The sequence below is a fragment of the Pseudomonas sp. Fl4BN1 genome, from assembly GCF_009908285.1.
Classification (GTDB): domain Bacteria; phylum Pseudomonadota; class Gammaproteobacteria; order Pseudomonadales; family Pseudomonadaceae; genus Aquipseudomonas.
This window is the reverse complement of sequence record NZ_JAAARM010000016.1, coordinates 105,685-118,355: the sequence shown is the minus strand read 5'-3', so window position 1 is coordinate 118,355 and position 12,671 is coordinate 105,685. Positions and strand designations below refer to the sequence as shown.

At 59.8% G+C, this 12,671-nt stretch carries 9 protein-coding genes and 1 pseudogene; 2 read left to right on the top strand and 8 right to left on the bottom strand.

Annotation, left to right across the window (positions count from 1 at the left end):
* Positions 1-13: 13 nt before the first annotated feature.
* From GV818_RS19040 to GV818_RS19010, 7 genes are all read right to left on the bottom strand, one after another.
* Positions 14-1,156, bottom strand: coding sequence for a fimbrial protein (locus tag GV818_RS19040; protein ID WP_178124991.1), 1,143 nt, complete (start codon positions 1,154-1,156; stop codon positions 14-16).
* A gap of 229 nt (positions 1,157-1,385) precedes the next feature.
* Positions 1,386-4,445, bottom strand: coding sequence for a GLUG motif-containing protein (locus GV818_RS19035; RefSeq protein WP_161757617.1), 3,060 nt, complete (start codon positions 4,443-4,445; stop codon positions 1,386-1,388).
* Between the two features lie 76 nt (positions 4,446-4,521).
* Positions 4,522-6,303: a ShlB/FhaC/HecB family hemolysin secretion/activation protein gene (locus GV818_RS19030; protein ID WP_161757618.1), complete on the bottom strand. Its 1,782-nt coding sequence runs from the start codon at positions 6,301-6,303 to the stop codon at positions 4,522-4,524.
* Positions 6,278-7,033, bottom strand: coding sequence for a fimbria/pilus periplasmic chaperone (locus GV818_RS19025; RefSeq protein WP_161757739.1), 756 nt, complete (start codon positions 7,031-7,033; stop codon positions 6,278-6,280). Before GV818_RS19025 ends, GV818_RS19030 begins: the two co-directional genes overlap by 26 nt.
* Positions 7,033-9,627 (bottom strand): fimbria/pilus outer membrane usher protein, encoded by a 2,595-nt coding sequence (locus tag GV818_RS19020; RefSeq protein ID WP_161757619.1) that lies wholly within the window; start codon positions 9,625-9,627, stop codon positions 7,033-7,035. Before GV818_RS19020 ends, GV818_RS19025 begins: the two co-directional genes overlap by 1 nt.
* A 177-nt stretch (positions 9,628-9,804) precedes the next feature.
* Positions 9,805-10,548 carry a fimbrial biogenesis chaperone gene (locus GV818_RS19015; protein WP_161777213.1) on the bottom strand — a complete coding sequence of 248 codons (744 nt, stop codon included), beginning with the start codon at positions 10,546-10,548 and terminating at the stop codon, positions 9,805-9,807.
* A 27-nt stretch (positions 10,549-10,575) separates the two neighbouring features.
* Positions 10,576-11,142: a fimbrial protein gene (locus GV818_RS19010; protein ID WP_161777212.1), complete on the bottom strand. Its 567-nt coding sequence runs from the start codon at positions 11,140-11,142 to the stop codon at positions 10,576-10,578.
* On the opposite strand from GV818_RS19010, the gene GV818_RS19005 reads away from it, so the two are divergent.
* Entirely contained in the window at positions 11,134-11,364 is a 231-nt protein-coding gene (locus GV818_RS19005; RefSeq protein WP_161777211.1) for a hypothetical protein, read from the top strand. The genes GV818_RS19010 and GV818_RS19005 overlap by 9 nt on opposite strands.
* Positions 11,365-11,638: 274 nt before the next feature.
* Positions 11,639-11,740, top strand: a pseudogene (locus GV818_RS35315) (DUF932 domain-containing protein); the annotation flags it as partial.
* Positions 11,741-11,993: 253 nt separating this feature from the next.
* On the opposite strand, the gene GV818_RS19000 reads toward GV818_RS35315, so the two are convergent.
* Positions 11,994-12,632, bottom strand: coding sequence for a LysE family translocator (locus tag GV818_RS19000; RefSeq protein ID WP_161757623.1), 639 nt, complete (start codon positions 12,630-12,632; stop codon positions 11,994-11,996).
* Between the last annotated feature and the right edge of the window lie 39 nt (positions 12,633-12,671).

The following is a 12,671-nucleotide window of genomic DNA, read 5'->3' as shown; positions in this document are numbered from 1 at the left end:
TGACCGGTCGCGATCATGGGAAGGTAAAAGTGAACTCTGCGGCCCCGTTGGCAGCCCCCCCGGCCTGGACTTCCCGGTCATTGCCAATGCGGATGTAGCTGGCTCGCAGGGGAATGCTTGCGCCATCGCCGATGCGCTGCATCTCGTAGCTCTGGCCGCTGTACTCGATGCGCTCCGAAGTCAGCCCATTGGTCATGACAATGCCGAACCCCCGGGTCTGGGAGTTGATCAGGCCCAGTACGCCCCTGACCGACGAGCCCCCTGACTTGTCGATAAAGCTGATGCGAGGCTTGGCCTGCATCGAACAACGGCTCAACCCGATACTGAAGGGAACCGCAGGCGAGGTAGCGTTAACCTGGGGAAAGTCCGACAGGGCGAAGCGCCCCAAGCGCACTCCGATATCTTTGTAGGCTTCCACCACGCAGGTCTTGGGCAGCTCGATGTTCATGTTGAAGTCCATGCCGCCCATGACCAGGCTCGTGCGGCAACTGCCGGTCAGCGGTGTGCTGAGCTGGCTCAATTGGGCCCCCAGGGTCGACTCGTTTTTTTCCAGGTCGTACGCATACAACTGCAGGTAGGAAGAGCCTGTTACCTGAGTCACTTTGAGGGTGCCCGTGGGCAACTGATCCGGTTGCACGGTCAGGATCAGTGATTGAACAACCTGGGTGACCATGGTCTGCTTGGGTAAACCGCTCTCAAAGACCAGGTCGTCATTTTTTTCCAAGGCAATCGGGTAGGTGCCCTGGGTCACCCGTATTTTCTTGCTCCCTCGAGGAGCAACATCCAGTCGCAGGCCAATGCCGGCGACATCGGTAGGCGCGGCGCCATCGTACTGCGGCGTACCGAGGGTCCAATGCCCCGCAGTCACCAGCTCCCGAGGTCTGCCGGAGACAGCCAGGTTGAAACTGGTATGCAAGGTCAGCGTACGCTGCCATAACACGGTTCCCACCGCGGTATTGGTGTTCAACGGGTTGACCAGCACCCATTGCGTAACGGCGTTGCTGGTGACGTCGCAGCCCCTGGCATAACCGTTCACCGAGGCTGCGCGCGCTTCCGTGCCGACCCAGCCGCAAAGCATCGCTGCAAGCACGACGCCATGAACCCACAGGGACAGCGGTCTACGCTCGGTTACAAGCCTCAGCCATTGGCGAATCATCTGTCTTTCTCCCTGTCTGCACTGTTGGAGCACCGCCTATGTGAACGGCCATGCCCTGCACAAACGAGATGGGTTGTCCAACAATGGCCGGCTGCTTCCGGCCACCCTTAAGAAAGATCATCAAGGAACGAGACAAGCAGGTACCCGTCATCAGTCAGCACCCGATACGCCAGGCATCAGCCAGGTGCACCGGGGAACTGCCCTTCCTCAGATCAGTGGGTACCGGTCATCAGTTGCGGATATCGCCCTCGTTCAGGCCGACCGCTGGCACTTGCGCCGCCAGCTCCTCCGCCCTGTTGTAGCGCATGTCGCCGTAGTTGACCCCGACCAGGCCACCGTAGGTCTGGGCGTTGCGCGCAACGAAGTTGATCTTGCCGGAGGCCGAAGAGTTACGCAGATCGCCCGTGTTCAAGCCGACCAGTCCGCCCAGGAGGGCAGAGACGCCGCCGCTCACCTGGCCATCGGCCAGGGAGTTGGTGATGAACGACTTGTTCTGACCGACCAGGCCGCCAACCGCACTCCGATCACCGCCCACTACGTCGCCTTTGGCCGATGCGCTATTGATGCGGTGATCGACAAGGTCGCCATTGGTACCCACCAGGCCGCCGACGAAGCTGGTGACGCCGCCGCGGACGTTACCACTGGCTTCGGCCGAACTCAGGTCACCGTCGTTGTAACCCACCAACCCGCCGACGTTGCTGATGTTGCCGCCGCTGGCATTGCCACGAGCCACGACATATTCGGTGTTGCCGCCAAAGTTGTGTCCGATGAGGCCACCGACATTGCTGTTGGCACCACCTGTCACATTGCCGGTCGCTTCCGCGGTGTGGATCTGGCTGTCCTCGCTCTTGCCCACCAGACCGCCAATGTTGGTGCCGGTGGAGTCAGTGACCGTACCAGTGGCCTTGACGTTCTTCAGCTCGCTGTTCTGGTTGAAGCCCACCAAGCCACCTGCGGCCAAGGACGCTGCACCCGTAACTGCACCACTGGCGCTGGAGTCGATGATGGTGCCACTTTTGTTGGTCCCCACCAGACCACCGATGCGGCTGGCGGCATAACCCCAGACATTGACCGAGGAACTGGCGTTCTCAATCAGGCCGCCTTGGTTGTAGCCCACCAAACCACCCAGGTTCGGGTCGATGTAAGGTGGGCGAACGGGTGGGTTAACGGGTGGACGGAAACCCGTTCCGATCGTACCGGCACTCGAAGAGCCCTTGATTTCCCCGCCCTTGTTGATCCCCACCAGGCCGCCCATGCCACCCACCTCACTGAGCTGTACGGTGCCCAACACCTGCACGTTGGTGGAGCTATTGGTAATGCTCCCCACACCGGCGCGGCCAACATTGTTTTCGCCGACCAGGCCGCCCATGGCCAAGGTGTTGTTGTTACCGGTCACCGTACCGGTCACCGATCCACGGTTGATGCTGCCGCCGGCGTTGACGCCGACCAGGCCACCGACGGTGTTGGTCTGATTGCTGTTGGCGTTCACGACCAGGTTGGTGCCACTGACGTTTTCGATGCGGCCGGTGTTCTCGCCCACCAAGCCACCGATTTTTCCGAAGCCTGAGTTGGAGGTAGTACCGTTGATTCTCATCGACGCCAGCTTGAGGTTGCTGATACTGCCGGACGATCGACCGAACAGACCACCGTAAGGCCCATCGGTATTGACGGTGAAACCACTGATGGTATTGCCTAGGCCCTCGAAGATTCCGTTGAACTGTCTGTTGCCACCAATGGTCTTGATGATGCCGGTGCCCTTGATGTCATTGCCCAGCACATACAGGCCACCGAGGTTGGTGCCGATCGCCTGCAACTGCGCGGAGTTCTGGATCACTGTGTACAGGTCATCATTGACGTCGAACGAAGCGCCGCTGCCGGACAGGGTGACCTGGCCGCGATCGCCCAGGACATAGCTGTTGCCGTAGACCAGGCCGAGGCTGCTGTTGGCACCGGTCAGCGCTACCGCACCATTGAGCTTGATGTCCCGATCGGCCTGGAGCTCGACACGGGCGCCTGTACCGCTGGCCTTCAGGTTTTTATTGAGGTTGATGTCCCGGGCCGAAGCGACGTTCAAGTGATTGCCGCTGCTCCAGTTGATGTCACCGTCGATCGAAACGTCGCCGGACTTGCTGCTCAACTCGACGTTGGTGGAAGCCAGGTTAAACGACAGGGTATCGGCATACACGTTGTTGCTGCCGGGGGTGGAGGTTGGGCTGACATTGATATCGGTGGAACTGATCTTCCAGGTACCGGCCTTGCCATTGGTGGCCAAGGTGTTGACCCGGGCGGCCAGTTGCACCTTGGTGTCGGCGCCCTTGGTCTCCACGACACCGCCATCACCGATCGAAGTCAGTGCGTTGGCGCTCATCGAGCCACCGACGTTGACCACGCCGACATCACCGCCGTCCAGGGTGATCTTGCCGGCCTTGCGCGACAGGGTATTGGCTTCGATGGCGCCCTGGTTGTTGACCACGGTCTGCAGCATCGAGCCGGCACTGCGTGCGGTCATCAACACCTGCCCGCCATCGGCCTTGAGCAGGCCGCCGTTGCTGACCAGCGCATTGATCGCCGCGGCATCGACTTTCAGGTCCAGCAGGTTGTTGCTGTCGAAGCTGACGGTGAACGCGTCGCCGCCACCCAGGGCCACACGGCCCTTTTGCGCCTTGATGTCGCCTTCGTTGCGCACGCTCTTGCCGAGCAGGGCCACACTGCCACCATCGGTGGTAGTAATCACGCCGTTGTTGACGATTTCAGCTTGTGAGGTCCCGGCAAACTTGTAGTTGCCGGCCTTGAAGTTGTCATCGCTGATGTTCTTGGTCGAGACCACCAGGCCACCGACGTTGACCTGAGCGTTGTTGCCGAATACCACGCCATTGGGGTTGATCAGGAACACCCGGCCGTTGGCGTTGATCTGCCCCTGGATATTACTGCCGTTGACGCCGATCACCCGGTTCAGGGCGACCGAGGTCTTGGTCGGCTGGCTGAAGGTCACCGTCTGGCCGCGGTTCACGCTGAAGTCGTTCCACTCGGTGATCAGCTTGTCCGAGTGCTGGTTGATCGACATCTGTTTGCCATTCTCGAACGTCAGGATGTCTGCCTGTCCGAAGGTTATGTTTTCTCCAGTCGGCAGCGCGAAGGCCATAGGTAAAGCGCCTATGCCCAGCAACCCGGCCACCATCACCACCAGGCCTTTGCGGGTTCCGGAACGCCGACGGCGCCGCGCCCCTTCGTCGGCCACACTCCAGCAGCCCTGGGCCTGGTTCCATACCAATGCATAAACCTTATTCACGTTGACTCCTTATTTTGCTGATTAACGCCCTGCACCCTATGCAGGGCGGCACTACATCCGAAGCGCACGCGCGCCTTCAGAAATACTGTGTCGCGCTGGCCCAGATTCGCGGCGTGCGCTCGGGGCCGCTGCCTTCCTGGTTGTTGTCCAGGGCCCAGGCACTGGTCACGCTGATCTGTTGCGAAGGACCGCTCCAACTGGCACCCACACCGGCGCCCGAAAGCTGGCGGCGGTTCTCATCGTGGATCCAGGGGCGCTTGTTGACCTGCACCGCGCCGTGATCGATAAACGCCTTGAGCTGCCAGCGCGGGGCCGGGAGGAAGCGCAGCTCCAGGCTGGCCTGCCAGCCCTGGTCGCCGCTGCCGGTACCCTGGGGATAGGCGCGCACATCGAAGGGCCCGCCGATGCCGAATTTTTCCGAGCTGTCCAGGTTGGTCGAGGACCATTGGCCGTTGAACTGGCTGTAGAGCTGGAAGCGCGGGCTCAGGTACTGCAGGCGCGCGGCATTCAGGTTGAGCTTCTGAAAGCCACCGTTGGTGCCGGCCGTGAAGTGGTCGCGCCACTGGTCCATCGGGTCGTCGATGCTCAACCGGCCACTGCCGTAGGTGAGGTAGAAGAAGTTCTGCCCGCCGCCGAGCAGGCTGTCCTGGGAGTTGCCGTTGAGGCTCAGGCTCCAGAGTTCCACATGCTTCTGGCTGCTGACTTCGAACAGGTCGATGTCGTCCCGCAGGCGCTTGTCCTCGTACTGCAGCTGGGCGCTGAGATCGAAGGTGCGGCTGCGGATCAGCGGTTGGGTGATGAAGACACTGCCGATGCTGGCCTCGCCGTGGGCCTCCAGCACCTCGAAGTCGCGGCTCAACTCGTAGTTCATCCGCGAATAGGCCACGCCCAGGCTGGTCGACCAGGGGCCTACCGGGAGTTTGTAGGCGGCGCGGTAGTAGCGCTGGTCCTCATCACTGCCCAGCACCCGCAAGTTGAGCTGGTCGCCCAGGCGCAAGGGGTTGTTGAGGTTGAGGCTGCCCCCCAGGCGATATTCGCCGGTGTAGTAGCCGCCGAAGTTGTCGGCTTCCAGGGTGCCGCTGGCCCAGGGTCCGGGCTGTGCATTGACCAGCAGGTCGGTGGTGCCGCGCTGCTCACCGGCACTCAGGGTGCCCTTGACCCGGACCCCGGGAAGGTCGCTCAACAGCAGCAGGCTGCGCTCAAGATCGTCACTGCGCACCGCGGCATCGCTTTGCAACAACGACAGCGGGCCGGTGATCACTGAATTCAGGGCCCGGGACTGGTTGTTCACTTGAATACGGCCGTAACGGCCTTCCATGACCTCGATACGTACCACGCCGTCCTCGATGTCCTGGGCCGGCAGGAAGGCCCGGGCCAGCATGTAGCCCTGGTTCTGGTAATAGGTGGTCAGACGCTCGGCAGCCGCGCGCAGCTGGTTCAGATCCAGTTCCTGACCCTTGAGGTCCGCCAGCTCAGCCTGCAGCGTCTCGTTGCTGAACACCTGATTGCCGACGATCACGAAATCGTTGACCTGCAGGCGGATGCCGGAGGTATCCGGAGCCTGGGCAGGGGCGCTCGGCGGCTTCGCCGGCAGGTCCAGTTCCGGCGCCGGCGGCTCCGGCAAGGCCGGTTGCGTGGCCTCAATGTCACGCATCGCCTGCCCGGCGTTGGGCACATACACCGCAGCCTGCCCCACGTTGGGCACATTTACCGCAGCAGTCGCCAGTCCCGGCAGCATCAGAAGCAAACTCAAACAGCTTCTGGACAAGTGTTGCCGAGTCCCGTCAGGGCACCTGGAAACCTGGCCATTGAATGATTTCTCCAAGGCAACTTCAGTCTTGTATCCGCGCACTTCCACTCAGCGTCTCCCCGCTGTCAGTTGCCACTTGGTAATGAACCACCGCCTGATCCGGGGTAATTCCCTGCATGTCGGGCAGGGCGATCCGCGCCGAGCCGAAGGGCTCCACGGTGATCCCCTGCAAGGTGATCGAACGGGTACCGCCGCCCAGTGCCAGCCCGGCAAAGGACACGTAGTACGGGGTCGGGTTGCCGGCCAGCAGCGCAGCGCCACCCTGCCCCGCCGCCGCAAGGCGCCAGCGCAGTTGGTGGACCGCTTCGTCAGCCTTGCCGGACAAGCCCTGAGGCCGGTACAGCAGCTTCATGCGCATCCGCGATGCCAGCCGCAACAGGTTGTCCTTCGCGGCCGCCAGGGGCGGTACTTCAAGAAAGTTGATCCAGAACACCGACTCGCGATCGCCGGGCAGCGGCTCGCCGCTGTAGCGCAGGAGCAGCGCTGCGTTCTGCCGGGGCTCGAGTCGAGATATCGGCGGCGACAGCACGAACGGCACCACCAGCGCACTGGGATCGGCTTGCGCATCGCCCTTGTCCAACCAGGCCTGCAACAGAATCGGTGCCTGGCCGATATTGCCGACCCGGATGCTGATGGCCGGCTTGCCGGCGGGATAGATAAACCGCGTACCGACAATCGACAGGTCCGCCTGGGCCCAGGCACTGAATGCCGCCAACAACCCGGCAACCAACCAGCGCTGCCCTTGACAGGGTTGGCGAGGCACCGCAGCGAAGCGCATCACGATTGCGCTCCTGACTTGATGGCCCGGGCATCGTCAGCGGGCACGGCCCGGCAAGGTTGCTGGAGCAGGACATAACCGGTAGCGGAGGCCTGGTCACGGGGCGGCAACAGGTAGTCGATCAGGCACTGCTCATCGGGCTCACCGCCCCACTCCACCCGGATCGTTCCCTGCTCCTGCTCGGACCGCAGCACCAGGCGACTGCCTTGCCCCACGGCACCCAGCTCGACACCGCTCTGCGCATCGGTCGCGATCGCGGCAAACGGCAATTGCTGGCCATTGGGCTGCTGGCTATCGACCAGGAAAGCCCTGGCCCGGCGGGTCGGATAAGCCAGCATCACCACCGAGCCCGCCACGGGTGCGACATTACGTGAACTGAGCTGCAACTCGACGTCGTCGGGGATACCGCTCGGATCGATATCCACAGTGTTCAATTGATAGGGGCTCAGACTGCCTACCACGGCGTATCCCTGCCGATCCACCTGAGCTCTGCCGGACCCGACATTGGCGCCCTGGGCATTTGGGGCATACACCAGGCCCATGGTTTCACTCATGGTCTGTGAGAGCGTCAGCCCCCCCGAATGGAGAATCATGCCTCCCGAAGCCCCCAGGGACTCTTGGCGATAATCACGGCCCTGGGAAAAGCTCGAGCTCAGGGAAACCTCAGGCAGGTAATAGTTCAGGCTGGCGTTGCCCGAAGTTTCTCGCTGGCGTTGATCATGGGAGGCCGACACGGCATACGTGGCATCTCCACGCTCGTCCAGTGATCCGGAAATGCCGCTGGTGTAGTGCGCACCGGACTTGCGGTCATGGCTGGCATAGGAGTTGATCGTTGTTCCACGTTGTCCATCACGTCCCAGGGGCACCGACAGACTGAAGCTGAAATAGGTGTTGTCCGAGCCCGGGCCGGACTGTCTTCCGGAGCTGGAGGCCCGCATGCGCTGGGCCGTGAACGAGTAACTGTTACCCCGCCACTGATTGCCGTAGCCCAGGGAAAAGTTCAGGGTCTGGCCCTTGCGGTTCCAGTATTTGAGGCTGGAGCCGGTGACATAGACCTGGCCGCCTGTACCGCTCAATTGCTGGTTGATGTTCACATCCAGGCGGTCACGCACCCGCGCGAACGACTCGGCGCTGTCACCACGCTCGACGTAATCCTGCAGGGCAACGGCGTCATGCAACCCCAGGTAGCCGCGAGTGGAGTAGCGATACGCCAACAAGGAAAATTGAGTACCGCTAAGGGGCAGGTTCTTACTGTAGGAAAGACGCAGGCTGGTCCCTTGCATGCTGCCGTCTCGGGGTATCTCGGTGCGGGCCTGAGTCAGGTCGACACCAAAGGCCCCCACGGTAGTATTCAACGCACTGCCGATCAGGGCGGACATGTAACTGCCGGTGAATGAGGTACCGGCGTAACCGGTCACCTGGTTATCCAGCCCATAGTGCATGGTGCCCTGGGCCACATACTGCTTGCTGCCACCCAGCCCCGGGTCATTCACCTCACCTGCGGTCAAGCTGTAGCGGGAGGTGCCCGGGCGCAGCAATTGCACAGTGGTAGCAAAAGGCACAGTGAAGCGGCTGGTCTGGCCATCGGCCTCGGTGACCATCACCTCCAGGTCCCCACCAAAGCTGGCAGCTTGCAGATCGGAAATCTCGAACGGCCCCGGGGCAACCGTCGTCTCGTGGATCAGGTATCCACGCTGATACACCGACACCTTGGCATTGGAGTTGGCCGTGCCCCGCACCTGCGGCGCGTAGAAGCGCTGGGTATCGGGCAACATGCGCGAATCACTGGCCATGCGCACACCACGAAACGACACCGCATCGAACAGATCGGAATCGGTCGTGCTTTCGCCCACCAGCAATTGCGAACGCCAGGTCGGCAAATCGGTCTGGGCATAGATATAGCCACGCTGATAGTTGCTGCCAGCGTCCGGCGACCAGGTTGCGGTGCCACTGTGGCGCAAACGCACAGCTCCGAGGTTCAAGCCCATATTGAGCCCGGCATAGCCATTGGTCTGACGTTGCCCAGCGCTCTGCGAGCTGAACAGGCTGGTGCTGTAATTGAGCACGCCCGCGGTAATCCCTGTGTCCCAGCTCGAAGGATCGACATAGGTTTTCGACAGGTTCGGCTGCAGGAAAATCTGCGGCACGGACAGCTCGATCTTCTGCTCCGAGATTTTGACCAGGGTGGTTGCTCTGGAGATGTAGGTACCCAGGTCGCCGCAGAACAGCCCCTCGCCCATCAGTGGATGGGAAACACCGGCGCCCAACGCCGCATCGGTCTTCTGCAGATCGATCCCCAACTTCTGCAACAACGAACGATCGAAGCAGGGCTGGCTGTTTGGCGATTCATCGCTGGCGCGGAACTCGATCTCCTGCAGTGCCCGCCACTGGCCACTCACGACCAGATCAAGCAGGTACTTGCCCGGAGCGACATAACCCAGGTGCTCAAAGCGCGAAGTGTCGATGGGCTTTCCCTGGCTTTGGAACAACATGTCGCTGTCGAACAGCACCTCCAGGCTGGAGGCATTATCAAGGTCCTCTCCCGCCTCGGACGCAGTACGCTCTTCGCCCACCACCGCCATTGAACTGCCCATCAGCACGACCGCCAGACAAAGTGACTGCGCAACCGGAGCAAAGCCCCGCCCGTACAATAAAAATGGACACCTCGGTAATTCGTGCCGACGGCACTGAATACTCAACATAACGAGGTCCCTTACACTCCCACAAAAGCCAAATCGCTGGATTCGAACTACAGCGGATGAAAAATCCAACTAAAGCAGCGGCTTTTCCAGTGCCCCACGGCCACCGAAATCGTTAATCACTTCATAGTGAATAGAAGCCTTTGCCGGAGTTGTCGGGGCCGTAGCCGGCCAGAGGAAAGACTCTTGCCCAAAGGGCGCGACCATACCGGGCTTCAAATCGAAGCGGCGGCCTGCAAGATCAACTTCCATGCGACCGAAAGAGATGTAGTACGGAGTTGGATTAACCACTTTGATAACCGACGACTTCGCACCGCCAGCCCGAACTAGCTCCCACTTGAGCTTTTCGCCAGCGGAGTCGACATTGCCAGGCAAGTTCTGAGGGCGAAAGAAAATCTTGATGCGTGTTCTGAACGCAAACTGCAGTACGTTTTCATCATTTTTCTGACGTGGAGGCGTTTCCAGCACATTCAGCCAGAACAACGACTCACGATCTTTTGGCAGCGGTTCTTTTGAATAAGACAGGCGCAATACTGCAGAACCTCCGGACTCCAGCCGACTGACGGCCGGAGCCAGGAAAAAAGGCACCTTGATCTCCTCAGGGGACTTAGTGGCATCCCCTTCGTCGATCCAACTTTGCGCCAAAAGAGCTGAAGAACCGGAGTTACTTATTTTCAATGTAACTTCCCGGGCATCTTCCGGATAAACCAGCCGAGTGCCTTGCAGGACTATCCCGGCATGCGCAGCCCCAGAGAACAGCCCCAGAAACATGACACCGATAACGAGAAAATTTACAAAACGCGCTGTCGGCGTCATGACCAGCCCCTTAATAACTAACGACTGTTACTGATAGGCCAGGGTGTAGCGGATGTAGGAAATACCCGAACCTGCGCCCACCGGTATTGCCGTAGCAACATAAGCAGCCTTGTATTTCAGGGTCGCGGTATTATCCTTCGAGATCGTGGCGACTTGCGGAGCTGCCTCGGCTTGGCCCAAGACAATTTTCTGTGGCTGGGTGCCGTTGGCGTTATAGACCTGGATCTGTACGCCGGTTGCCGGCTTGCTGCCGATCAGCTTGAGGTTGCCAGAAGCAGGATCGACGTTACCGAGTTGATCGAACTCGATGGAGACCTTTTTATCGGAAGTGCAGTTGATGCCCGTAAGTTTCAGTTCAAAATCTTTCAGAGTGGAGGTATCGTCAATCTTTTTGAAATCACCCGGTGCGAAAGTGCCGAGTTCAAGGTTGATTTCGTTACTTTCGCCGGGGGTCTTGCCGTTAATCTCGCAAGTGACGTCGGAGATGCTGCCGCTGAACTTGACAATACCATCAGTGGCCTTAGCAAAAGTTGGCGTCAACGCTGCCAGCATCAAGCCGGAAGTCGCAATGGAGAGGAGATACTTATGTTTCATCTGATTTCCTTTTTCAAATGGCTCAAAGGGGGCAATAGTCAAAATTCTTTTCACCTAAAGAGATTGACAAGTTATGCCATCACCCTAGGAGAAACAGACCCACCCGCTTTCACTGCAAGTTTATTAATACTGCTGACCTCTAATACTACGACCAACTTTAACGATAAGAGCGAGCCAGGTTTGTCAGCAGCGGCAACGATACCGAAGCGCCGATTGATTTGAATCAAGACCACGTCGACTTGATTTAAAGGAATGCTCCGATTGAGCAACAGGAAAATTCCTACAACTCACAACGCAGCACTTACCACCTACAAAATAACGGGCAGGCACCGTCATTGAATGCCCGGCGAGAGTCATTAACCTACTTGCAAACCACGAATAACCGTCAACACACTGCACACCAAGTAAGAGCCGACAAACTTGGAATACTTATGCTTGAGGCTTCAACAGCTGGAGTTCAGTGAAGGGGGCGATAAAAGGCGTGGCTGATGAGCGACGCTGCCAGGTGGTCCGGCCCCGGGAGGTACTGGAGTTTTACCGGGAGCTGAGCGAGCGCTCCGATTACCCATTGAAGGCCGCTGGCGTATTGAAAAGAGGGATCGCAAACTTGGGCTTCGACTGCTGCCGGTTGCAGCGCCTCAAGTTCGGCTTCTTAGCGTGGTGATATCGGTGTCGCTCAAATCGTCGAGCACGCTGGCCTGATTCGGGCTTGGCTGCTTGGAGCAACGCAATCTCGTAGGCCAGCTTCCCGTTAACCGATTTGTGTTGAGTTCTTTGGGATGCGAAGTCTTCTAGCCCACCCTGAAAGCCGAGACACGGTGTGCACCTGGAGCCTGGTAACGATCAGCACATCACGCGGTACGGCGCTGTTCGAGCATTAAACGTACCGCGAGCCCCGCCAGCACAAACCCCATAACGTAGCGCTGCACCGCCAGCCACAATGGGTTGTGGACGAACCACGCGGCAATCCCGGAGGCGAACAACGCAATCAGCAGGTTGACCGAAAAGCTTACGCTGATCTGGGTCAGACCAAGGACGATACTCTGGGTGAACACTGAACCGTGCTCGGGGTTGATGAACTGCGGAAACACCGACAAGTAGAACACCGCGATTTTCGGGTTCAGGGCACTGGTGAGAAACCCCATCAGGATCAGTTTCCTCGACGAGTCCGGCGGCAGTTGCCGGGCCTCGAACGGCGAGCGAGCCCCAGGCTTGAGCGCCTGCCAGGCCAGCCACATCAGGTACAGCGCTCCGGCCCACTTCAGCACTTCATAAGCCATCGGTACAGTGAGGAACACGGCCGTCAAACCTACGGCGGCGGCAAACAGGTGCACGAAGAAACCCGCTACCACCCCCAGCAAAGAGATGATGCCGGCCTTGCGCCCCTGACAGATCGAGCGGGAAATCAGGTAGATCATGTTCGGTCCGGGCGTGAGCACCATGAGCAGCGCAGCGGCAACGAACACGAGTAAGTCTTGAATGGGAATCATGGGACAGCCCTTGGTCTTCTGGAAATCAGCTCGACGGCG